Origin of the sequence: Hymenobacter volaticus (assembly GCF_022921055.1) — a bacterium.
In the GTDB taxonomy this organism is placed as follows: Bacteria; Bacteroidota; Bacteroidia; order Cytophagales; family Hymenobacteraceae; genus Hymenobacter; species Hymenobacter volaticus.
On the sequence record NZ_CP095061.1, the window covers coordinates 1612253 to 1636095 of the forward strand.

Below are 23843 nucleotides of genomic sequence, written 5' to 3' on the forward strand. Positions count from 1 at the left end.
CCTGGTTCCGTTTTGCTGCAAGCCATCAACGTTCGAAAGAAATATAACACGCTGGAAGTCCTCAAGGGCATTGATTTGACGATTGAGAAATCGGAAATAGTATCGATTGTAGGTTCTTCGGGGGCGGGTAAAAGCACGCTGCTGCATATCCTGGGCACCCTCGACAACCCGGATTCGGGAGAGGTGCTCTTCGATGGCGAGTCCGTTAGCTCATTGAAACGGTCGGAGCTGGCACGGTTTCGCAACCGCCACATCGGCTTTATCTTCCAGTTTCATAACCTGCTGCCCGAGTTTACGGCCCTCGAAAACGTATGCTTGCCCGCTTATTTGGCAGGCCGCTCGGAAACGGAAACCCGCGTGCGGGCTCGAGAGTTGCTGGGCATGCTCAACCTAGAACGCCGCGCCGACCACAAGCCAAGCGAAATGAGCGGTGGCGAGCAGCAGCGTACTGCCGTTGCGCGTGCCCTCATCAACTCCCCGAAATCATCTTCGCCGACGAACCGAGCGGTAACCTCGACTCGCAAAACGCGCAGGAGCTGCACCAAATCTTCTTTCTGCTGCGCAAAGAGTTAGGCCAAACCTTCGTCATCGTTACGCACAACGATCAGTTGGCTGAAATGGCCGACCGCAAGATTACGATGAAGGACGGGCTTATCTGGGAGGGCAACAATTAAGGCACTACAACTCCTTGTTCAGCTTGCTCGTACAAAAGGCATCGGGAAGTGAAGTTGTTTCCCGGTACGATTAATTAGCATACGACCCTGGTAATGCGTCCGTCTGCCCCGGACCATGTAGGTAACCCGCTGCCGCGTTTTCCGGAAACGCAGCAGCGGGTTTTCTTATGCCTAAACAACTCAATTAGCGAGCAAAAAGCCTTGAGAAAGGCGGCTTAAACCGATGCTTTTAGCTAAAAATGTTAGTTCGCTAAAGAATTTGACAAACAGCTTTGTAAGTACTTGATATACAGAGGAAAAATTTGCAAAAAAAAATATATATTTTTGCACCTTTTCGTACCTTGGGGCGTTAACAGTACATAACACAAACACGGTATTACAGGACATAATAGAACAGACGCCATGAGCGAAGCAACCAAGACCATCAAAGAGCCGATTCGCAAGACCAAAGTGGAGAGCTACGATATTTCGCGCTCCGACGAAACGCTGCACTTGGCTACCGATCTGGCCAAGTTCATCAAGGAAAACAAGCTGACCACCACGGTGCAAGGCAAAGAGTTTGTGAACGTGGAAGGCTGGCAGTACGCCGGTTCGCGCTTAGGCATCGTGCCTATCGTTGACCATGTCATCAACGTTTCAAACGATCAAGAACTGAAGTATCAAGCCAAGGTGACGCTGTTTGACATGCGTTCCGGACAAACGGTAGGTGCTGGCTTCGCTATTTGCTCTAGTAAAGAGCAAGGCAAGAAGTTCTATCAGGAATTTGCAATTATGAGCATGGCCCAGACCCGGGCTATTGGCAAAGCATATCGTAACATTTTGGCCTGGATTATTCGGGCCGCTGGTTACGAGCCTACGCCGGCTGAAGAAATGGAGTATGGTGGCAACATGCCAGTTGCAGCCCAGCCGGCTATGGCTGTAGTGCCTGCCGCTGCTGCCCCAGCGCCTGCTGCTGAAGCTGCCGCTCCTATGAAAGCTGTAGTAGCCGAGCCAGTTGCTGCTGTTGAAGCTCCAACTCCTGTTACGTATGCCTCGGCTTCGCAGAAGGAAGAGATTATTCGTCTGCTAAACCATCCGGTTATCACGCGTCAAGAGAAGACCAAGATGTTGCTTAACATCAACCGTCTGGACGACGAGCGTGCTACGCAGGCTATTGCTAAGCTTAAGAAGGCGATTGACGACCGCGAAAATGGTCAATCAGCTGCCGCTTAAGCAAGCCTTAGGCGCATAAATGCAAAAGCCTGGTTCCAATCGGAGCCAGGCTTTTCATTTTATAAGATTATATGGGAGCTAGTACACGTACAGTGCGTTTGTCGACAACGATGAAACGTAGCTTTTCAACTCCTGCTGATTGCGGTACACTGGTTTCGCTGTGGGTAGCGGTGGCGCTTTAAACTTAACCGAGCATAGCCAACTGTAGGCAGATGCAATGTCACTGAAAAGGGCTACTACAGGTGTGGAGATATTGTAGAGCGCTACATCAGTGCAGCACCGGATGTCAATGCCAGTGGAGTAAACCCAGGCCATGTGTTCAACCCCAGCCAAGTGCATATAAGGCAAGTAGTCGTTGGCTAGCCAGACACCAACATCAGAGGTGATACTAGTTACGTTTGTGTTGTCGTTGAGAATACGTGCGCAGCTTCGAGAAAGAAAACATTTTGCAATAAGCAAGCAGCTTTCCTGAACCGAACTCAGCGTAAGATCCCCAAACCAATCCAGATATAGCCAACTGTTGCGGCTGTCATATGAAATGGATACAGTAGAGGTTTCTGACAATAGTTCAATGCTCATAATAATGTGAATAAAAAAGGGCAGCGAATAGGGGTGTTGATGTAGTACAGAAGCGGGGCTAATTAGCTTTATGCTTGATTGAACTTGTCTGAAGTGCTTTCAAGAAGCTTTTGATGTGATAAATGTAATTATATTTATTCCATTGGACTATCGCTTGAGAAAAATAATTTTATTGATAATTATAGCTGCTCTATATAATCTTGAAAACAAGCTATTTGATGGCGTTATAAAACTTTACAAGGATTTATAGTGTACAGCGATTTAAAGCTGGAACTTTGTATAGTGCAACAAATGAGGTTGCGTTCCTGTGGAGCTTAATTGAACCTACTGAACTATTCTAGCTTTTCGTTTCCAGCGCAGCGGCCGTACCTTCGTGGTTTCGCTAAGCTTCCTATTCTCTTGCCTGTACCCACCGACGATATACTGCACGTACTGAATCAGACGTGGGGGCATATGGCGTTTCGGCCGTTGCAGGAAGACATCATACGGACGGTATTAGCCGGTCAGGATGTACTAGCTTTGTTGCCAACTGGTGGAGGAAAGAGCATCTGCTTTCAAGTACCCGCTCTGGCTCGCGACGGATTATGCCTAGTCATATCGCCGCTGATTGCGCTAATGAAGGATCAGGTGGAAAACCTACGCAAGCGTGGCATCAAAGCCGAAGCCGTGTACGCGGGCATGAGCCACCAGGAAATCGACCAGACACTGGACAACTGCGTGTACGGGCCGGTGAAGTTTCTGTACGTATCGCCGGAACGCTTACTGACGGATATGTTTCGGGCCCGAGTGGGCAAGATGAAAGTAAGCTTGCTCGCCGTCGACGAAGCGCACTGCCTTTCGCAATGGGGATACGATTTTCGGCCCCCTTATCTGCGAATTGCGGAATTAAGGGAACTGCTGCCGGGAGTGCCCTGCATTGCCCTCACGGCAACAGCTACCGAGAAAGTGCGGCAGGATATAGTCGAAAATCTACGTTTTCGGTCCGGCTATCAGGTATTTCAGCAGAGCTTCGCTAGACCCAATCTGTCGTATTCGGTACTAGCCACAGAAGACAAACTGCGTCGCCTGCTGGAAGTGGTGCGCGGCGTAGGAATAGGAAAGACCAGCATAGTGTACGCCCGTACCCGCCGCCAAACCGAAGACACCGCTGCCTACTTGCAGCAGCACGGTCTGCGGGCTGCTGCGTACCATGCAGGCTTGCTTAGCGACCAACGCACCCGCATTCAGCAGGACTGGATGCAAAACAAAGTGCATTGCATTGTGGCCACCAACGCGTTTGGCATGGGCATCGACAAGCCTGATGTGCGCTTGGTTGTGCACTTAGAGGCTCCTGATACCTTGGAAGCATACTACCAGGAAGCAGGCCGGGCCGGCCGCGACGAAAAGTATGCCTTTGCCGTGCTCCTCGAAGGGCCTAATGATGCCGACGAGCTGCGCCGCCGCACCCAGCAGGCCTATCCGCCACTCGATACGGTACGCCGCGTGTACCAAGCCCTTGCCAATTACTCGCGCACGGCAGTTGGCGGCGGCGAATTAGTGGCCTTCGATTTTGATATTCAGCAGTTCGCAGAAACCTACCGAATCAAGGCGCTGGAAGCACACAATAGCCTGCGCACCTTGGCGCGTGAAGGATACGTGCTGCTCAACGAGGCCGTCAACGACCCGGCCCGGGTCTACATCCCCATCGACCACACTGACCTCTACCGTTTTCAAGTGGCCAATGCCCAGCACGATCAACTAATCAAGAGCTTATTGCGCTTTCACGGGGGCGAATTATTCGCAGGCTTTCAGCGGATTTCCGAAAACAGCCTTGCTCAGCACCTGAAGATGAGCGTAACGGATCTGCGCAAGATGCTCTTGTTTCTACACCGCTCGGGCATTATTCAGTACCAACCCCGCCACGATTCACCGCAGGCGCAATTTACTACGCCCCGCTTCGATGCCGATAAGCTCCCGCTCGACCAAAAGCGTCTGCTTCAGGCTCGCGAACTTGCTACGCGAAAAACTGAGTCAGTCATCCAGTACGTTACCGGCGGGCGTTGCCGCCAGCAGCTTCTGCTCGAATATTTCGGTGAGTTGAATGCACCCGCGTGCCGGGTCTGCGACTTTTGCTTAGCCAGGAAGAAAGCAAAACAGGATGCAGTAGCTCCGGCGTCGCTACGCGAACAGCTTCTAACGCTGCTTCGCACCACGCCGCAAACGCCCCGCGAAGTACTTGCCCATTTCGCGCCTGGCCAAGCCACTTCCATAACCGAGCAACTGCGGGAACTAGTAGAGCTAGGGGAGTTGCGTTACGCGCCCGATGGCCGTTTGCAATAAGCAAGCTTTGCTTTTCTGGTAGCCTCCAAAACGCCAACGAGCCCTGGCAATCCATAATGTGGGTTGCCAGGGCTCGTTGCTTTCGAAATAATTTGTGCTGCGGTTACCTGCCTAGCTGCTTGAGCAGTTCTACGGCGGCGGCTTCTGATGAGGCCGGGTTTTGGCCGGTAATCAAGTTGCCAGCTGTCACTATGTACGGCTGCCAGTCTTCTACCTTCGAATAATGGCCGCCGGCTTTCTTCAGTTCATCCTCCACCAAGAAGGGCACAATATCGGTCAGTTGAACTGCGGCTTCTTCGGTATTAGTGAAACCCGTAACCGCCTTGCCTTCTACCAGCAACGAGCCGGTGGGTGACTTCACATGCCGCAGCACACCCGGTGCGTGGCAAACGGCTGCCACTGGTTTGCCAGCCAAGTACATAGCTTCAATTATGGCAATTGAGGTCTTATCCTCGGCTAGGTCCCACAGCGGGCCATGGCCTCCAGGGTAAAATACGGCATCGTAGTCAGCAGTTGAAACACTATCGAGCGTCACGGTCGTGGCCAAGGCGTTCTGGGCGTCGGGGTCTTGCTTGAAGCGTTTGGTGGCTTCGGTCTGCGCGCCGGGCTCGTCGCTCTTGGGGTCGAGGGGTGGTTGGCCGCCTTTAGGAGAAGCCAGCGTGAGGGTAGCGCCAGCGTCTTTGAACACGTAGTAAGGTGCCGCAAATTCCTCTAGCCAAAAACCAGTTTTCTTGCCGGTATTGCCTAGCTGGTCGTGCGAGGTTAAAACCATTAGTAGGTTCATGGGTGCGAGTTTTAAGAGAATAAGAAAAGTGGCTGTAGGCCAGTACGGCCTGCGCTATACCAAAGGGAGGTAGAAAAATACCTTGCGCTCCGTAAGCAAAGGCACAATCTGGTTGATTACAATTTCTTGGTAGTGGGCTGTTTGGCGGTGCGCTTCGAAGGCTTCTTTGTTGATATACTGTTCGTAGAGGAAAAAGTGGCCTGGTTCTACCGGGTCTTGGTGCGCAGTGTACTGCAAGTTGCCGGGCTCGTGCTGTTCGACAGCCACTGCAATTTTCAGTAGCAACTGGGCTACACGTTTTTCCTGTCCGGCCTGCGCCCGCCACTCGGCTGCTACACAGTATACATCAGCCGGGTTAGCTACTTGCTTGCTCATCGACATTGGGTTTAGCGCACTGCCGTAGCACCGCGGGTTAGTGAACAAGTATTGGACTGCCGCTGGGAAGCTCTTAGGCTACCTTTACTACGGCTTTACCGGTATTTTCGCCTTTAAACAGGCCTAAGAAGGCTGCCGGAATTTGGTCGAAACCCTCAGTGATAGTCTCCTCGAACTTGAGCTTGCCTTCGCTGTACCACTCGGTCAGTTGTTTTACACCCTCCGGCCAGCGGTTCAAGTAGTCGGAAACGATAAAACCCTGAAGCTTGGCGCTGGTTTTGAGAAGCTTGCCTTCCGGGCGTGGGCCAACGGGTACTTCGGTGGCATTGTAAGTGGAAATTTGACCGCAAAGGGCAATCCGAGCGTGCTTGTTGAGTTGATCGTACACGGCGTCGCTGATAGCGCCGCCCACGTTGTCGAAGTAACAATCGATACCATTAGGGGCTGCGGCAGCAAGGGCCTGAGCTATGTCGGGAGTGGTTTTGTAGTTGATTGCTTCATCGAAGCCTAACTCTTTCAGGTAAGCCACTTTCTCGTCGGAGCCAGCTGTTCCGATAACGTGGGCGCCCTGAATCTTGGCTAACTGTCCTACTACCATGCCTACGGCCCCGGCAGCCCCCGATACCACTACCGTTTCACCGGCTTTAGGCTGACAGATGTCGAGCAGGCCGAAGTAAGCAGTCAAACCAGGCATGCCGAGCAGCCCAAGGAAGTAGCTGATAGGCGCTTTGTCGGCTGGTATCTGCTGCACAGCCGCGCCATCCGCTACGTTGTATTCTTGCCAGGCTAAGTTGCCAACCACAAGGCTGCCTACTAACAGCTTCTCGTTCTGGCTTTCTACTACCTCTGCCATTACGCCACCTACAATAGGCTTACCTACCTCAAACGGTGCTATATACGATTTGGCGTCGCTCATGCGGCCGCGCATGTAAGGATCCACGGAAACGTAGCGGGTCTTGAGCAGGACTTGGTCAGTTGTAAGCGCGGGTACTTCGCGGGTTTCGAACTGAAAGTGGTTGGCTGTTGGCTCGCCTTGGGGGCGACTCGCCAGTAAGATGGCTTGTGTTTTCATAGGTGCGTGAGTGAGTAATGGATAAACAAAAAGTCATCCTGAGTTGCACAAACAACCTTGGTCAGGTAAGCAGACTGTCTACGTTGGGAGTAGACAAGTACGCAACCTCACGATAAGGTTTTATGTGAACTCAGGATGACCTTCTGCAGAGGCAGACTTAAGCGGCGTTGGTCGTAGTCGTCAAGTTAACTTCGATGTTACCTCGGGTCGCGCGCGAGTAGGGGCAGATGCCGTGGGCGGCTTCTACCAATTCCTCGGCTTGGCTTTGCCCAATGCCCGGGATGTTTACGTGCAGATCAGCTGAAATGCCGTAACCACCGTCTTCTGCTTTGCCAAAGCCGATTAGGGCTTCCACCGTTACGCCTTCCAATTTCACTTGGGCCTGCCGGGCAGCTACGCCTAATGCTCCTTCAAAACAGGACGCGTAAGCGGCGGCAAAGAGCTGCTCGGGGTTGGTTGTGCCAGCCTTACCGGGGCCGCCCATTTCCTTCGGCGTACTCAATCCTAAATCGAGTACATGGTTGTCGGAGGAAATATGGCCGTCGCGGCCACCTTTGGCTTTGGCTTGCGCCGTGAAAACTTTTTCGATTTTCATGATAGTGTAATAAGGAAGGTGAAAATCTCAGCTGATTAAGTTAGCTGAGCAAGTAAGTGCGTAAGTTGAGTGCGAAGGGCACTGATTTCAACCGGCGACATAGCCAGCTTTTCGAGCAGCTGCTCTGGTATATGGCGTGCTTGGGCTTGCATAGCACGTCCAGCTGGGGTCAGCTCAATAATGACCGAACGCTCATCTTCGGGGTCGCGGCGGCGGCTGACCCATTGCTTCTGCTCCATGCGCTTCAGCAGGGGTGTGAGGGTGCCCGAATCAAGCAACAGTTTCTCGCCTAGCGCTTTTACCGTTAACTGTTCGTGCTCCCAGAGCAGCATAAACACCAAGTATTGCGGGTATGTGAGGTCGAGGGCCAACAGAAGAGGTTGATAGGCCTTTGTTAGCATTCGTGAAGCCGCATACAAAGGGAAGCAAAGCTGGTTTTCCAGCTTGAGCAAATCAGTTTCAACTTGTGGATTAGTGGAGGTAGACATGAGCTTCGATCAAATAAACGAATTAGATTGTGTAATGTTTAATTGTGTACAATCAAATATCAAAAAAAGTTGTAAACCGTTGTGAAATACGTGTTTGTTGCGGGCTTCTCATGGGTTATAAACAAGGAAGGGCGTTTGGTACAGCCAAACGCCCTTCCTTGTTTGGAAGTTATAAAAGCTAGTTTATCCTTGCTGATAAGCCTGGAAGCCGCCTATCAGGTTGCGCACATTGGTAAAGCCTTGCTGCGTGAGGAAGGCTTTGGCAGAAGCAGAGCGCCCACCCCCTTTGCAATGCACGATAATCTCTTGCTCTTTCAACTCTTCGAGCTCATCTAGCTTTTGGGGCAACGTGCCGAGCGGAATATTCTGGCTGCCTTCTATGCGGCCTTCTTCGTTTTCCCAGGTTTCGCGTACGTCGATTATGGTAGGCTGTTCACCAGCAGCTTGACGCTGTTTCAGTTCGGTAGGAGTGATATCGGGCATTTGATGATTGCTATTAATGGAATGGAAGGAAGGCTTATCAGCAGCAAAGGTGTTGAAAACACACCGAATGTGCTATCCAACTTCTCATTTTCCTCCAATGCTATTTTGTTAGTACCAAACGCTTGGTAACCGTAAGCTTATCAGCCAGTGTGAGTTGTACTAAATATACGCCAGCTGGTAGGGCGTTTAAATCTAAGGTAGGACGACCCCGCTCGGTGGCGGGTTGCTGCCAAACAGCGCGTCCCAAAGCATCTAGCACTACCGCCTGGACATAGAGGCCTTGCACTTGCACTTGCCCATCTGTGTTCGGGTTGGGGAATATGCTGTAAGTAGCAGCCACCGAAGCCGGTGCCACGGCTAGCACATTGTTGGTGAGTACGGGCCGTAGCATCAGCGCTCCGGGCGGATAAGCAATGCCGGTAGGCTGCGTCCATCCCGGCGTGAATTGCCAAAAAGCATCTGCCGGAATGGGCGAATTTAAGTCAAGCCCGAAAGGAATAGCATTGGCTACCAATAGCCCTGTTGGCCCATGACCGTAACCCGCATAAAACCGGCCGCTTACGGGCACCGGCGTAGCAAACACCACCTCTAAGAAAGTTTGACCAGCTGGTAAGGAGGCCGGAATAACCACGCTCTGGCTAGCCTTAGCAGTAGCCGCTGGTTGTCCGTTGAAGGTGGGGTCAGGGTCGACATCCCAGATGTTTACCGTGATTTGGCGCCCGGCGGCTTGCGGATAAACCGGCCTAATGCGAATACTCCGCACTTGGTCTGGACGGTTCACTTCAAACCGCAATGCATAAAACCGGTTGCCCGGCTGGTCGAAGGGTGGGATGCTTAGCCGGGCCTCGGCGGTGCCGTCGTCGTAGGCGTAGTAGTCGCTAAGCTCGGTTACGCGGGAAATGGTATCGTTGGGCAGCGTGAGCGGGTTTATCTCGTTGCTGACCAAGGTAATACGGTGTCGAATAGACTTTGCTTCGGCTGTGTTGGGCAGGGTTAGCGCCGAAAGATTGCCTTCTACGCGAACCTGTTGCTGATTGCTCAGCAGGGTACTAGGGGCGCTAGTGGGAAAGGTGACAACGGGCCCAGCTGGTAGCACTTGCAAGGTGCCAGTAGCCAAGAGAGGAGTAGGAAAACCGCTCTTATCGAGGTTGTTGACGGTCGTGAACGTAGCTGGGTTAAGCTGGCTGGCGGGGTTGCTGGCGGCGTTGAACTGCCAGATGGGCATAGCCGAACCGCGGGCCAGCAAGCTGGATAGCGGTTTGCTGATGGCTACGTCTTGGTAGAGCGTGTCGACCACGGTGCGGGGTGGGGTAGGACCAAGGGGAGCCAATCGTACGTAGTCGACGCTCCAGTTGTCTTCGTTGGTCGCCACGTTGCCACTTGCCCGGAAACGAAATTGAAAGTCGCCGTGCAAATATTGCGGCTGCGTAATAGCAATAAACTTCTGGCGAAAAGCAGTACGTTCGCCGGTGCTGCGCTCAACCCACACCTGCCGCCAGCTACCCGTATTGTCCTTGAATTCAAGCTGCAAAAATACGGGCCGGCTGCTGCTACTAAAGCTAGGGCCGCTCCGGATGTTGCCGGCTTGCCAGAAGAAGCCAAGATATAGCTTATCGGCCGCCGTGCGACCACTCAGGTTGATCGGCTGCGAAATGAGCGAATCAAGCGTGCTAGTTCCCCCAACACCGTAAGCCGCGCCGTTGCTGCGCAAGCCGTCAAAGGTGGCTACGCCGCGTGTAGGTGGCTCGAAAGCCATCCGGTTGTTTACGAGCACACCGCCCTGGGGCAGCCAGTTCTGTACCTTTGGTACTCCTTCCTGCGGTGACGTAAAATCATCGAAAAAAGGTAAGCTTAACGCTTGTCCGCGCAGAGCCGTTGCCTGAGTGGGCTGCGAGGTACGAACCGGACCGGTAGTAAGGGGAGCTATATCCTGCGCGTGCCCCACCAACGACATCAAGCTTAGCAGGGAGATAAGCGAATAGCGTAAAGGTTTCAAGCTCATTAGGCTGCGATAATTGACGTGTTGATCTTGAACGTAGCGAAGGGGCAGAATATTTCGACAGTTGAGCGGGTGGCCGCTTGACTGCATCTGTTCACCATCTGCCTCAAAACCAATTTGGGGTCTCAATAGATTGAACCATAACAACGCAAAAGCGCCAGGAGCAGATTTTCCACTCCTGGCGCTTCTACGTAGTTCTTTACTTAACTGGTGCTTGGCCGGCTACCCAAATGTCAACTAGCTGGCCCATGCGAATAGTAGCGCCGGGTGCGGCAACGGGGCGCTGCTTCACTACTGTGCCTTCGGTTTCGCCTTCCTGCGGCTCCTGATAGAAGGTTTCGCCGAGTTGCAAGCCTTGGCCTACCAACAGAGTAGTGGCTTCGTCGGCTGGCATATTGATGAGGTTTGGAACCGGGAACTCCTGGTTGCCCAAGCCGTCGGCTACTTCTAAGTCGATGCGAGAACCTTTGGTGATGGGTGCTCCGGGGGCAATTTCTTTACCATTCACCAGCTGCCGAAGTACTTGATTGGTTCGCACATCGGGCACCTTGATCAGCTTACCCACTGTCAGGCCGTAGCTGCTCAAAATCATCTGCGCGTTCTTCTCCGAGCCTTCCGTGAGTTTCGGCATCTTTATCACCGGCGGGTTTTTCATGGCCACCGTGATGTAGATTTTGCGGTCTTCCTTTACCCGTTCGCCCGGCAAAGGGTCTTGCTGAAGAACCTGAAAAGGCGGAACGCGCGGGTTGTAGCTGGAATCGTCGACGAAATAGCGGAGGCTCCGGTCGCCGAGGTAGTCGTCGAGGGCGGCTTGGTTCATGCCCGTGATTTTGGGCACCACAATCGTTTCACCGTGATTGGTGGTGAGGGGCAGATACACGAAGAAAAAGCCGAACACCAACGCTGCTGTGGCCAGGCCCATCACCACTAAGTGTTTGACAAGGTCGAGCGGGGTGTCAGATTTGAGAAAGGACATCGTAAAAGAAGGAGCTTGAAACTAGAAAGTAGGAGCAAGAATATAAACCGAGAGACGCTGAAGCTAAAGGCTGAACCTAGTTCCCTTGCTTGAATAAGGAGGGGACTGGATTAACTTTTTAGTTCTAGCTTCTCACTTCTCTGTTTTCCAAACTCTAAAATTTGGTCGATAAACTGGTAGGGCGTGTACCCGGCCAGCGCGGTTTGGTGGAAAATGCAGGTGGCTGGCGTCATTCCCGGTAACGAATTCACCTCAATGATAAGTACTTCCACTGCACCATTTTGCCGCACCCGTACGAAGGCATCAATGCGCGCATAGCCCTGAATATTGAGCACCTCCGCCACCCGGCGCAGTTCGGCTTTCACTTCTTCGGAAATGCGTTGGCGCTCCACCGGGTCGGGTGCGTAGCGGGCCGGAGTAATGTTCTGGCCTTCACCAGCCAAGAATTTCTCTTCCAAACTCAAAACTTCACCGGTAGCCAACGCTTCGGAAGCCTCGAATACCTCGATTTCTAGTTCGCCGTTTTCACTCCAATGGGTGAGCAGGCCGCCGGTTACTTCAAGGAAGTGCGCCGCTCCGTCGCGCGCTATCAAGGTTTCCACCAAGAAAGCTTCCTTCTGCGGGAATTCTTCTTTGAAACCGAGTTGTAGCACGCTGGCATCGGCGGGCATAAGGTCTTCTTGGTCGCGGAAGATGAGGCGACTGAAAGCTGCAAGTTCTGCCCGGTTCTTGATTTTCTTCACAGCCGAAGAACAACCATCGTCGGCGGGCTTGGCGATGAAGGGATAAGAGAACTGCTCTTCCAGGCTCTGGTAGAAAGCTTCCGGATCGGCTGTCCACTCGAGGCGGCTGGCCATGCGGTGTTCGGCTACGCGCAAGCCTGCTTCGCGCAGCTGGCGGTTGGTTTCGAATTTGTTGATGGTGATGCTGCTGCTTTCGGCGCCCGAACCGTTGTACGGCAAGCCGTACTGTTCTAGCTCACGCTGCAACGCTCCGTCTTCGCCGGGCCGGCCGTGCAAAGCAATAAATACTTCGCTTACGGTATCAGCTAATTCCGGGAAAGTGATGCGGCGCGGCTGCTCCACGGGTTGCCCGGCGTAGGTGCTGGTAATGGCCTCGGCTTCATGACGGATACGAGTCAAGATTGGGTGCGTGGCGTGACCAGCTTCCGCCAGTTCTATCTTTTCCCGAATATCGTCCGCGTTATCCTTGAGCATCACGTTGATGGGCAGCACGTAGAGACGGAACTCCTGGCTGTTGCCCGTTAGGAACACCGGTACCGGCTCATACTTCACCGACGAGCTCAACTTCTCGTAGATGTTGCGCCCGCTCTCCACCGAAATGTGTCGCTCCGACGAGTAACCGCCCATAATAACGGCCACTTTGGTGCGCGTGCATTCCTGCTGCTGCCGCGAAGCCACGGCTGCATCCAATTGGCTTAGCAGGCTAGCCAGCCGCACAGGTTGCATGCCGCCGCGCCGCCGCGCCGCCAACGAAGTGCGAATCAGGAACGTGAGAAACTGTGATGGATTCAGTCCGATTTCTGCCGCCTGATGGAAGAAGAATGAAGCCGGCAACATACCCGACGTAGTATTCGGGTCATTCAGGAAAAGCGTGCCGTCGGCCTGGATAAACCCGTCTAAACGAGCGTATACCTGGAAGCCGAACGTTTCAAACATTTCCTCGCACGCCTCGCGGATGCGCTGGATTTCTGTTTCTGGTAAGTCGATGGGAGTGATTTTGCGCGCTAGACCCGGAAGGTACTTCGAGCGGTAATCAAACATTTCCTCGCCCTTCACAATCTCGGTTGGTGGCAAGGCCAACGGCTTACCATCGGCATCCTCTACCACGATGCACGAGAATTCGCGGCCGTTTACGAAACTCTCAACCAGCACCTGTGCCTCACCATCTAGGTTGGTCAGGCGCACCGCTTCGGCGGTTTTAAAGTGCTTATCCAAGGCGCTCAGCAGCGCTTCGGGATGATATATAATGGCTTCGGGTTGAGGTGCCTCGTTTTCAAAAGTTGCGGCTTTAACCCCCGTCACTTCTACTAGCACGGGCAGGCCAATACCCTCACGGATATCCACGAGCTGCTGCACCCACTGGAGTTTATCCCGCTCGGTCAGGTTTTGCCACTCAGCGCGGATGACGGTTTTGCGGAACAAGCTGCGCTCCACCGCCGCGGCAAACTTGGTGGCATCGGCTTCACGCAAGATGCTGACGCCAATGCTAGAGCCCTGGCGCGGCGCTTTGAAAACCAGTGGCAAGCCTAGCTCGCGCACCAAGTAATCGAGCGTAGCGGCCGGATCGGCAGCATCCCACTCTTCTACCGTCACGACGCGGAAATTGGGCGTGGGTCGGTCGAGGGCTTTGAGCAGCTTCTTTTGGGCCACTTTGTTGATGCCGAACGCCGAAGGCAAAATACCGGAACCCGAGTACGGAATACCATACCATTCGAGCAAGCCCTGAATGGCACCGTCCTCACCACTTGGTCCGTGCAGGGCCAGGAAGGCAAAGTCCATTAGCTCGCGCAACTCATGGGACAACACAAGCCGGCCCACTTCCCCAATAATGCGGTCTTGCTCGTCTTGGGTCAGCTCGCCTAAGCTTTCCAGATATACCTGCACCGGCAAGGTAGAAGCCGGCAGGGCTGAAACCGGCGGATAAAAGTCGCGGATGGTGCCTTTATAGATGTAGTGCCAGTCGAGCAGAATAAAATTGCCCCGGCTGTCTACAAACACAGGAACAGCCTCGAACAAAGACTTGTCGAGGTTATCGTATACGGTGCGGCCGCCCGCGAAGGAAATTTCCCGCTCGCGCGACGGTCCGCCGAAGAAGATGCCAATTTTCATAGATAACGCAAAGGTAAGGGGAAACTAGAACGGAGTGCTACTCTGCCGAGCCGTGCCTTGGCCGCGAAAGCCCTATACTAGTAATAACAAGGAGACATTTTGCGCCCGCAAAAGAATCAATCACACGCGGAGTACTAACCGCTGATTCGCGCTACTTGCTACATTCGTGCCGTACAAGGCTCATTCATCATCCCCATTATCATATGAAAACCCTCGATCAGTACAACTTCAGCGGCAAGCGCGCCGTGGTACGCGTGGACTTCAACGTGCCGCTTGACAAGGAGTTCAACATCACCGACGATACCCGCATCCGGGCTGCTACGCCCACTATTCAGAAGATTTTGGCTGATGGAGGCTCGGTGGTCCTGCTTTCGCACCTAGGTCGGCCCAAAGGCGGCCCCGAAAACAAATACTCGCTCCAGCACATCGTAGCGCGCCTAAGCCAAGAGTACGGCAAGGAAGTACAGTTTGCAGATGATGCGCTGAAGGCCGAAGAAAAAGCCAACGCTTTACAGCCGGGCCAGGTGTTGCTCGTCGAAAACGTGCGTTTCTACCCGGAAGAAGAGAAAGGCGACGAAAACTTTGCCACGCAGCTAGCCAAACTCGGCGAGGTATACGTGAACGACGCTTTCGGAGCGGCTCACCGCAAACATGCTTCCACGGCCGTTATGGGCTCGAAATTCGCACCCGAAGACCGGATAGCAGGCTACCTGCTCCAGTCGGAGCTAGACAACGCCCAGAAGGTACTCGAACACGCCGAGCGGCCGTTCACCGCTATCATGGGCGGCGCCAAGATTTCCGACAAGATTCAACTCATTGAAAAGCTGCTCGATAAGGTGGACAATCTGCTGATTGGCGGCGGAATGGCCTACACGTTTGCCAAGGCGCAGGGCGGCAGCATCGGCAGTTCATTGCTCGAAGCCGACAAAATGGATTTGGCTTTGAGTTTAATTCAGCAAGCCAAAGACAAAGGCGTAAACTTGGTGTTGCCGACCGACAGCATCATTGCCGACAAGTTTGCCAACGACGCCAATACCGCCGAAGCCAGCAACCAAAGCATTCCCGACGGCTGGCTCGGCTTAGACCTCGGTCCCGAGTCGCAAAAAGCTTTTGCCGACATCGTGCGGCAGTCGAAAACCATCCTCTGGAACGGACCAATGGGCGTGTTTGAAATGAGCAACTTCGCGGCCGGTACCTCAACAGTGGCCCAAGCTATTGCCGAAGCTACCGAAGCAGGCGCCTTCAGCCTCATCGGCGGCGGCGACTCCGCGGCGGCTGTCAACCAGCTCGGCTTCTCCGACAAAGTTTCCTACATCTCCACCGGCGGTGGGGCCTTGCTCGAATACATGGAAGGCAAAGAACTGCCCGGCGTGGCCGCTCTGGAAGGGCGCTAAACCAATCCATTATAAAAGCAGAGGCGACTGTTTAGCTTGCGTAGTATGCGCAAGCCAAACAGTCGCCTCTGCTTTTAACAATCAGCTATTTAATTGACGTAGGGTGGTTCCAGTACTTGGCCCATGCTGCGCAAGGGCGGCATATCGAGGCGGCCGGTGAGGCGAGTGGCTAGTATGCGGGCTTCTTTTTCGCTTAGCACATCGAGGGTGCGTAGCCAACGCAGGCGGTGCAATTGTGTCTCGATAATACCCAGCGGATTTACGTTGGCATACTCTTCTCGCAGATACGCTTTCGTGCGCTGCTCTAATACGCTCGCAAACTTGTCGACGGAGGCGCGCTCGGAAGGGCGGTCAGCCAGGGTGATGTTGGCGCGGGCTGTTCCGAGGGTGACATGCTGCCACCAATTGCGTTGAGCATAGATTCCTCCTGCTACCAGCAACCCACCTAGCGCGAAAAGCCCCACCCAAGAAGCTTCCGAAAGGGAGCTAGTGGTGGGAATAAGACGTTGAAGCAAGTTGACGGAAAGCCACAGAACTGCCAATGGCAGCCATGTAAGCTGCGGGGTGGTCCGTCGGCGAGTTATGCGGACGGGCAGTACTTCCTCATAAGGCATTTCAAATTCCACTACAGGACGCCCGTCGCGGTTGCGCTGGCAGACATAGAGCCCATTCGGGCGCAAGGCAAGCTGCGTGGTACCGGCTAGCAGCCGGCGCTGTTCTATAAGCATCAGGATATTTTAAAAACGAAGAGAGCTGCGTGCCGAATGTGTTTGTGCCATTATCGTATAGTGGTTACACACGAAGCCCCACTCACCGGAATGGGCTAGGAGTGAAGCATAGCACAAAAATAACCACCATCAGCCAGCCCAACACCTTACGGCCCGTGCTAAGTGGAGACTCGTCCGGAGCCGGAGGATGGTAAATACCCGTTAGACGACCCAACATCAATCCAAATATCAACCATCCTGGGTTGCCCATAGCTCCTGGAAAAGCTACCGTAACAGCTAGTTGCGCGGCCCATACCCCCAAGCTAAGTAGTAAGGCCCGGCGGGGCGTGGGCAAAGCCTTTCGGAATACCAGAAAAAGATACGCTAGATAAGGTAGCCCCCAATAAAGCCAGGTCTCAGAAGATGTTCTTAGCGTAAACAAACCCAACCCGGCGTAAAAGATGAAGGCAATAAACAGCACCCCCGACAACCGATTAAAGCGCTGAAAACCAAGCAGGCCATACAGAATATGCCCCCGTCGAGTTGGCCAATGGGCAGCAGGTTGAGAGCCGTGAAAAACAACGCCAGCACTCCTGCTAACAACACCGGATAATGCATCAGCTCATTCGGGTGAGGAATCAGTGCTGGATCAGCAAACAGGTATTCTAGTCCTTGGTACAGCAACGGTTTTGCTAGCGTGAAGCCTTGGCTGCCTCGGTACACGTACCGGGCGTAGTCGGCACCGTAAGCGCGGTACTCGGGGTGAATTTCAAATAGATACTCCAGCGACGGCAGGTGCGTGAAGCCGTAGATTAGAACAGGCACCGCCACCAGAAAGCCGGCTAGCGGCCCCGCCAGCCCAACGTCAAAAAACTCCCGCCGCGAAAAAATCCGGTCCTTTATTCGAATAACCGCCCCAAAGGTACCGATGCCGAGTATGAACGGAATGTAGTAAGGCAGCGTCACCCGAATCTGGTTGTAGCGCGCCGTGAAGTAGTGCCCAAACTCGTGCACCGTAAGCACGCCCAGAAATGGCAGCGAAAACCACAAGCCACGGCGAAGCTCTGGCCACATCTGCTTGACGGGCAACAGAAATATTTCTATCGGCAGAAAGTTGATGCCGCCCCGTGTGAGTTCCAGACCCGCCAGCGTAGTCGTGACGAGCGTAACCACGAACAGGAGCAGGTGCAACAGCGCCGTGCGCCAACGAGGCGGGCTTGGCCGCTCGTAGCGCACAAAGGCCGCTTGCGCTTCTTCTACAGAAGTGAAAGCAGAAGCCGGAGCATCAGGAAAGGGAAGAGGCAGGGGCGTATTCTCGGGGGAAGGCACGGATGGCGGCAGGCAGAGCGTCGAGGATGGTATGAGGCGGGGGCAGAAACAACGTGCGCAACCCCAGGCGGCGGGCCGTTTCGATATGTTGAAAACTGTCTTCAATGAAAAGAGTTTCCTCGGCCTTCCAGTTCATCTCGCGCAGGGCGTGCTGAAAGATTTCCTCTCCGGGTTTGCGCAAGCCCACTTCCTGCGAGTAAAACACCCGATCTAAAGCATCGGCAATACCGTGCTCGAACCCATACTGTTTTCGTAAACCTTCGTTGAGAGTGGCAATATGAATCTGATTGGTGTTAGAGAGCAGTGCTGTTTCGTGGCCTTGGGCGCGCAAGTCCGCAATTAGCGCTAGCCGCTCAGCAGGCACATCCAGCAGCATGGCATTCCAAGCAGCATCTAATTCCTCGTCGGTGGCTTGTATGTTGTAATGCGTGCGCAAACCCTCCCTAAACTCGTGCGGAGTCAAGCGGCCCGTCTCCATAAGGTCGAATATTTCGCCTTGTGCCGCTTGCGTGAAGGCAATAGTATCACCGTGTGGGTGCAGGCGACGCATGGCGTCTAACGTGCGTTGATAGTCGATGTTGATGATAACTCCCCCGAAATCGAAGAGTAGATTAGGCAACTTTTTGGTTGACATAGCGGACAGTAACGAAAGAAGAAACAGCTTGTAGAAGGAAAGAAGGCGTTTTATGCCTCAAATATTGCTATCGCAATTGCAAACTTCATTGTAAACCCCGAAGTTTGCGCAGCCGAAACCCACTGCTTCTAGTGCTTTTCGTGCCGGGCCTATAGCTCAATCGGTTAGAGCAGCTGACTCATAATCAGCAGGTCACTGGTTCGATTCCAGTTGGGCCCACAAATTAGCCCCTTACGGTATCGTGAGGGGCTAATTTGTTTATTGTTAGCAAGTTATAGAATGTGGTAACTTGGCCATTCATAAAATAATAGGCTCTTGACTGTTGAGCTGAAACTTTATGTGAAGCGAAAGCTTCAGAAGTAATATGCTTAATACAACTGAATTTATGAGCCTATGTGCTCAGGCTCATAAATTCAGTTGTTGATGCCGTGTTAGAAGAGCAGCTAGTTCATATGGCATTACTTGTGTGAAGGCTGGCTACTAGAATTATTTAGCACTGAAGGAATAATGTCGACAGTGTAAAAGGAAATGTCTTTGCTAGTAAATCCAGAAGGGCAAGAAATAGCACCGATACAGTCGGTGCCAATAGTGAAGCTGCTGGTTGTCCAGTCGATGGAGGTATGAAGATTTGCCTGATCTATTAAGTGGAAACCATCCAACGATGGAATAGTATTGAAATCGTCGTCGATGCCTTTCGATGTAGCTTTTACTAACGCTTCCTTGCGAGTCCAGAGTGTGAAGAAGGAACGAGATGGATCGGCATGTTGCCTGATAAAGTCTTGCTCGCATGAATGGAAGCTAAAATCGACAATCTCTTGAAAGTGAAAATCATGCCTTATACATTCTATATCCACGCCAACCTCATCGGTTGCAATGGCCAGTAGCATGTAATCAGCAGAGTATGAAACAGAGTAATGTAAAGTTGACTGGTTACTTACCTTTGGCTTGCCAGTATTGCCAGGTAATAGCTGTATAGTATTGTAGCTTCTATCGAGATAAACGCCTAATAATATTTTTATCAGACACCTACTTACTAGGTAATGCTCTTTTTTGAATGCGAGTTGGTAAGAATAAGATTTATTTATCTCTTCTTTAGATAATATATTTTGATAATTATTTATTAAAGATTTATGTGATTTGGTGTTAATAAATAATATTGCTATGGAATCTTTTATAGCATGCCCAGGTGCAAAGGGATGCCATTTAATGTTGTCGATGGTACAACATTGTATTGACGATGAGGCCATTGACTAGACAGGAAATGTTAAATTATCTTATTTAATGCTGCCTGTAATATGCGGCCCGTTTCCTCGTCATGCGGTGGGGCAAACATATAATTATGGTCGCCAGGTACTTCATGGATAGAGATTTCATCTAAAACAAATGGCTTCCAGCCCATATATTCGAAATCATCTACATAATAGGTTCTTTCTTTTGCTCTAAAGAGCTCGATCTTTATATTTTGTGGGGTTAACTTATACTTGTGAGCAGCACGCTTGTGCATTAATGCCATCTTATAAGAATGGCCATAGACTTCTTCGTAATATTGTTCTTTACTGTATTTTAATTTTTGAAAATCTCTTTGAATAGCTTCTAATTTATAATGAATAGTAGCCTTAGGACTTTTTCTTAACAAGACGAAGAAAAACAATATTCGTTTCAGGAAGAATAAGAACCGCTTAATGCTTCTAGTAAGGAACGGTATAAAATGATCTGGCTGGTTAGCGTAAGTGTCGAACATGGCAAGGAAGGGCACTGCCTTGCCTGCCGCTTTCAACTGCTTCGCCATTTCAAAAGCAATAATGCCTCCGAACGAGTAGCCAGCTAATGCATAAGGTCCATTAGGATTTGCTTTTTCGATAGTGGAGATGTAGTGCGCAGCCATGTCTTCTATGGTTTCGTGCGGCTCATCAATCCCATTCAAACCCTTAGCTTGTAGTGCATAAATCGGCTGATCGGGGTCCAGGCTCTTGGATAGTGCATTGAAAATTAGAACATTGAGACCAGCTCCGTGCACAATGTAGAGAGGCGTCTTGCTGCCTTGCGGTTTGATGGGAACAAGAGAATCCCAGGTGATAAACTTGCTGTCCATGTGCAGCACGGCCGCAAGTTTCTCCACAGTGGAGCTTTCAAATAGAGTTGCTAATGGTAGTTTTTTGCCAGTTACCTTTTCTAACTGCGCTATTACCTGCACGGCAATCATAGAGTGTCCGCCTAGTTTGAAAAAATCATCGAAGATGCCGATAGTTGGTATTTGTAGATATTGTTTCCAAATATCAACTACCAACTTTTCTGTATCAGTGCGTGGCCCATCATGCCGCTCATCTGCTTTTATTTCGTCTGCTTTGACATAGGACAGTAAAGCCGCTTTGTCAATTTTACCATTAAGTGTTTTGGGGATTGAATTAACGACAATAATTTCGCTAGGAATCATAAATGCTGGCAGCTTATTGCCTAAGCTATTCTTCCAAGTTGTTATGCGGGTACTAAAGTCAGTGACGTAATTAAAATCGCGAACAACAACGTAAGCTGCCAGTCGAATCATGCCATAACTATCTGGCTTCGCAATAACTACGGCTTCTTGTATTTCATGGAGGCTGGAAAGTTGGTGCTCAATTTCGCCAGGTTCAATTCGATATCCCCTAATCTTTATTTGTTGGTCAGCACGGCCTAAATATTGAACTTCGCCGGTATCTGTCAATTTCGCCAAGTCGCCAGTGCGATACATCTTTTCTCCATCAATTAATGAGAAAGGATTATCAATAAACTTTTCTTTGTTTAGTTCTGACCTGTTGAGGTAGCCTTTAGCCAGCCCATTCCCGGCAATATATAATTCGCCAATTGTATTCGGTTCTACTAAGTTGAAATGATCATCTAAAATGTAGAATTGAGTATTGGCAACTGGTCTACCTATTGTAATTAATTCCTTTGCGTGCGTGATTTTTTTGAAAGACGAGTAAATAGTTGTTTCTGTCGGGCCGTACATATTCCATAGCGAGGCACATCTTGCAAGCAGACGTTGCGCAAGATCTTCGGGTAGTGCTTCGCCTCCGCTGATTGCTTTCAGAGGGTACAACTCTGTCCATCCAGCATCGAGCATCATTCGCCAAGTAGCAGGAGTGGCCTGCATGGCCGTAATTCCCTCCGCTTCGATGAGGTGCTGTAGCGCATTTCCGTCTTTAGTCGCCTTGCTGTCAGCTACGACAACCATAGCTCCGCTTACTAAGGGTAAGAAAAGCTCGAGCACAGCCATATCAAACGAAATGGTAGTGATAGCTAATAACCTATCCGTGCTTGAAATACCAATTTCCTGCTGAACACTACGCAGCAGATTAATTAATCCGCTATGCTTGATCTGTACCCCTTTGGGTAAGCCAGTGGAACCAGAGGTGTAAAGTATGTAAACAACAGCATCGCCACTTATTTCAACTTCTACTGCGTCAGTGAAATAATTTTCCGCTTGAGATAGAGCATCCTCGATGTCAATAATAGCAACATCATAGAAGTTGAAGCTAATTGACTTGGATTTCAATAAAAAAGAGGACTTAGAATCCAGTAGCATGAATTCTAACCTATCTGCGGGATAAGTAGGGTCTAGTGGTAAGTAAGTAGCCCCGCATTTCAATACAGCCAGTAGTGTTACAAGTAGTTCTTGAGACCGGTCTAGTGCAATGCCAACGACATCACCAGTAGATAAACCTTGCGCCAGAAGATAGCGGGCTAACTGATTAGCTTTTGTGTTTAGTTGATAATACGAAAGTGTATTGTTTTTAAATTTGACAGCAATAGCAGTCGGATAATTATAGGCTACTTCCTGAATTAAATTAGGTAAATATTTAATTGACGAATAGTCAACTGCGGTGTTGTTAAGGGCATTATATGCGCTTAATACATTCGTTATATTATTATTTGAAGAAACTAATGTTGAATTTGGATTAGTCGTGACCTCTTCGAGTAATTGCTCGAAGGTGGCCATCATGTAGCGGATGCTTTCTGCCTTAAATAAAGCTGTGTTATAAGACCACTCTAGTACTAATGCCTCTTCCGTGCCGGTAGCATTGAGAAATAAGTCGAATGTCTCGAAAACTCTAGGGTTGCTTTTTAATTGATAGGTAACGCCGTGAAAATTGACACCATTGGCCAACCCCATGTCAACGTTGAACACAACAGGAACCAACGGAATCCTGCTAGCATCTCTAGTTATATTAATTGACTTCAGGAGGCTGCCAAACGTCAACCCTTGGTGCTCGTAGGCGTCGAAGAGATAGGTTTTGCGTTGCTGTAGATAAGTGTTGAAACTTTCAGATGCGGTATGTTCACTACGCAGGGGAAGTAAATTCACGCAATGGCCAATCAAGTGTTGGCTCCCGCTAGTCGGTTGGCCGGCAGTGGGTATCCCGACCACGATACTCTGCTGCCCAGTTAAACGATGAAGCAGCACTTCAAAACTTGCCAGGAGGGTTGTTACAAAACTGCATCCAGCCTGTAACCCCGTTTTTTTTACTCTAGCGACTAGCTCGTTAGGGAGGGAAAAATCTAGGCGGGCACTGGCGTACGTGCGATAGAGAGGTCGCGGAAAATCTGTTGGCATCTCCACAACCGGTACAGAATCCTTGTACTGGTTCACCCAAAAGGCCTCCGTTTGCTTGTATTCTGTGCTCGCCTGGAATAGTATCTGTTCATCAGCGTAATCGCTGAAGCGAGGAGGCGCGGGTAAAGCAGACGATAAGCCCTGGGAATAAGAAGAGTACAGGCTACTAACGTCTTGCAGTAAAATGCCTAGCGACCAACCATCGCAAATGATGTGGTGAGCGGTTACAATAAAATGATATTGATCGTCGGCTAGTTTCAGCAGTATTGCCTTTAACAACGGGCCTTGCACTAAATCAAATACGTGCTGGGCATCATTTGCAATGGCTTTTGTAGTCAACAATTCCCTTCTGTCGAGGGGAAGACTGGAAAGGTCTTGATAGGAAAAAGGAACTTCAACACTCGTGAATACGCAGATGTATTTGCCATCGGCACTGAAGACGGAGCGGAGCGCTTCATGCCGATCTGCTACTTCCTGCAAGGCTTGTTGTAATACCCGGCTGTCAAGTGAACCAGTGAAGCGTAGGGAAAGCGACTCGTTATACGCCCGACTAGCATCTTGGCCTCCGAGCAGGCAAGCCAGCCATATTTCTAATTGGGGAGCAGTAGTTAGTGCAACTCGGGAAATTTCTGGTCCGGCAAATGGATCAAACTCAACCGCAAATGATGTGCTATCAGATACGTATTCGGCTATTTGAGTTTCAGGTGACATTTGTTTGTTGCGGTTAATAAATAAGGCACTCAATTACTTATTGCAGAAAGCAGGCGTTGTAGAATAATA

General features: G+C 51.1%; 19 protein-coding genes, 1 tRNA gene and 2 pseudogenes. 5 read left to right on the top strand and 17 right to left on the bottom strand.

Annotated features, from left to right (window positions below; translation table 11 throughout):
* Positions 1 to 12 precede the first annotated feature (12 nt).
* Positions 13 to 674 (top strand): annotated as a pseudogene (locus MUN86_RS06995) (ABC transporter ATP-binding protein).
* Positions 675 to 1076: 402 nt separating this feature from the next.
* Entirely contained in the window at positions 1077 to 1886 is an 810-nt protein-coding gene (locus MUN86_RS07000; RefSeq protein ID WP_245123402.1) for a hypothetical protein, read from the top strand.
* 78 nt (positions 1887 to 1964) lie between these two features.
* On the opposite strand, the gene MUN86_RS07005 is transcribed toward MUN86_RS07000, so the two are convergent.
* Positions 1965 to 2201 carry a hypothetical protein gene (locus MUN86_RS07005; protein WP_245123404.1) on the bottom strand — a complete coding sequence of 79 codons (237 nt, stop codon included), beginning with the start codon at positions 2199 to 2201 and terminating at the stop codon, positions 1965 to 1967.
* Between the two features lie 663 nt (positions 2202 to 2864).
* Here MUN86_RS07005 and MUN86_RS07010 point away from each other — a divergent pair.
* Positions 2865 to 4784 (top strand): RecQ family ATP-dependent DNA helicase, encoded by a 1920-nt coding sequence (locus tag MUN86_RS07010; RefSeq protein WP_245123407.1) that lies wholly within the window; start codon positions 2865 to 2867, stop codon positions 4782 to 4784.
* A 103-nt stretch (positions 4785 to 4887) separates the two neighbouring features.
* On the opposite strand, the gene MUN86_RS07015 is transcribed toward MUN86_RS07010, so the two are convergent.
* The 10 genes and pseudogenes from MUN86_RS07015 to MUN86_RS32680 form a co-directional block, all read right to left on the bottom strand.
* Positions 4888 to 5568: a type 1 glutamine amidotransferase domain-containing protein gene (locus tag MUN86_RS07015; RefSeq protein ID WP_245123409.1), complete on the bottom strand. Its 681-nt coding sequence runs from the start codon at positions 5566 to 5568 to the stop codon at positions 4888 to 4890.
* A gap of 54 nt (positions 5569 to 5622) precedes the next feature.
* A complete protein-coding gene (locus MUN86_RS07020) occupies positions 5623 to 5943 on the bottom strand; it encodes a putative quinol monooxygenase (RefSeq protein WP_245123411.1) in 321 nt (106 codons plus the stop codon).
* Positions 5944 to 6016: 73 nt separating this feature from the next.
* Positions 6017 to 7015: an NADP-dependent oxidoreductase gene (locus MUN86_RS07025; RefSeq protein ID WP_245123413.1), complete on the bottom strand. Its 999-nt coding sequence runs from the start codon at positions 7013 to 7015 to the stop codon at positions 6017 to 6019.
* A gap of 157 nt (positions 7016 to 7172) precedes the next feature.
* Entirely contained in the window at positions 7173 to 7610 is a 438-nt protein-coding gene (locus MUN86_RS07030) for an organic hydroperoxide resistance protein (protein ID WP_280640610.1), read from the bottom strand.
* A gap of 35 nt (positions 7611 to 7645) precedes the next feature.
* Positions 7646 to 8098 carry a MarR family winged helix-turn-helix transcriptional regulator gene (locus MUN86_RS07035; protein ID WP_245123415.1) on the bottom strand — a complete coding sequence of 151 codons (453 nt, stop codon included), beginning with the start codon at positions 8096 to 8098 and terminating at the stop codon, positions 7646 to 7648.
* Positions 8099 to 8281: 183 nt separating this feature from the next.
* Complete coding sequence (locus MUN86_RS07040; RefSeq protein WP_245123417.1) at positions 8282 to 8581, bottom strand: rhodanese-like domain-containing protein; 300 nt, start codon at positions 8579 to 8581, stop codon at positions 8282 to 8284.
* Between the two features lie 100 nt (positions 8582 to 8681).
* Positions 8682 to 10583 (bottom strand): T9SS type A sorting domain-containing protein, encoded by a 1902-nt coding sequence (locus tag MUN86_RS07045; protein WP_245123420.1) that lies wholly within the window; start codon positions 10581 to 10583, stop codon positions 8682 to 8684.
* 196 nt (positions 10584 to 10779) lie between these two features.
* Entirely contained in the window at positions 10780 to 11556 is a 777-nt protein-coding gene (locus MUN86_RS07050) for a PASTA domain-containing protein (protein ID WP_245123422.1), read from the bottom strand.
* A 110-nt stretch (positions 11557 to 11666) separates the two neighbouring features.
* Complete coding sequence (locus tag MUN86_RS07055; RefSeq protein WP_441319119.1) at positions 11667 to 13949, bottom strand: D-alanine--D-alanine ligase family protein; 2283 nt, start codon at positions 13947 to 13949, stop codon at positions 11667 to 11669.
* 32 nt (positions 13950 to 13981) lie between these two features.
* A pseudogene (locus MUN86_RS32680) lies at positions 13982 to 14408 on the bottom strand (D-alanine--D-alanine ligase family protein); the annotation flags it as partial.
* 203 nt (positions 14409 to 14611) lie between these two features.
* Between MUN86_RS32680 and MUN86_RS07060 the strand changes: the two are divergent.
* The gene (locus tag MUN86_RS07060; RefSeq protein WP_245123427.1) at positions 14612 to 15802 is read left to right on the top strand and encodes a phosphoglycerate kinase; all 1191 of its coding nucleotides are present in this window, start codon (positions 14612 to 14614) and stop codon (positions 15800 to 15802) included.
* An 89-nt stretch (positions 15803 to 15891) separates the two neighbouring features.
* On the opposite strand, the gene MUN86_RS07065 is transcribed toward MUN86_RS07060, so the two are convergent.
* From MUN86_RS07065 to MUN86_RS07075, 4 genes are all read right to left on the bottom strand, one after another.
* Entirely contained in the window at positions 15892 to 16530 is a 639-nt protein-coding gene (locus MUN86_RS07065) for a hypothetical protein (protein ID WP_245123429.1), read from the bottom strand.
* A gap of 82 nt (positions 16531 to 16612) precedes the next feature.
* Positions 16613 to 16864, bottom strand: a complete 252-nt coding sequence (locus tag MUN86_RS31655; protein WP_311181798.1) for a hypothetical protein — start codon at positions 16862 to 16864, stop codon at positions 16613 to 16615.
* A 74-nt stretch (positions 16865 to 16938) separates the two neighbouring features.
* Positions 16939 to 17838 carry a site-2 protease family protein gene (locus MUN86_RS31660; protein ID WP_311181800.1) on the bottom strand — a complete coding sequence of 300 codons (900 nt, stop codon included), beginning with the start codon at positions 17836 to 17838 and terminating at the stop codon, positions 16939 to 16941.
* A complete protein-coding gene (locus MUN86_RS07075; protein ID WP_245123432.1) occupies positions 17795 to 18472 on the bottom strand; it encodes an HAD family hydrolase in 678 nt (225 codons plus the stop codon). Before MUN86_RS07075 ends, MUN86_RS31660 begins: the two co-directional genes overlap by 44 nt.
* Positions 18473 to 18617: 145 nt before the next feature.
* Between MUN86_RS07075 and MUN86_RS07080 the strand changes: the two genes are divergently transcribed.
* Positions 18618 to 18691 (top strand) — tRNA-Ile (locus MUN86_RS07080).
* Positions 18692 to 18930: 239 nt separating this feature from the next.
* Here MUN86_RS07080 and MUN86_RS07085 read toward each other — a convergent pair.
* Both MUN86_RS07085 and MUN86_RS07090 read right to left on the bottom strand, forming a co-directional pair.
* Positions 18931 to 19719, bottom strand: a complete 789-nt coding sequence (locus MUN86_RS07085; protein ID WP_245123435.1) for a 4'-phosphopantetheinyl transferase family protein — start codon at positions 19717 to 19719, stop codon at positions 18931 to 18933.
* Between the two features lie 17 nt (positions 19720 to 19736).
* Positions 19737 to 23807, bottom strand: coding sequence for a non-ribosomal peptide synthetase (locus MUN86_RS07090; protein ID WP_245123438.1), 4071 nt, complete (start codon positions 23805 to 23807; stop codon positions 19737 to 19739).
* Positions 23808 to 23843: the final 36 nt, after the last annotated feature.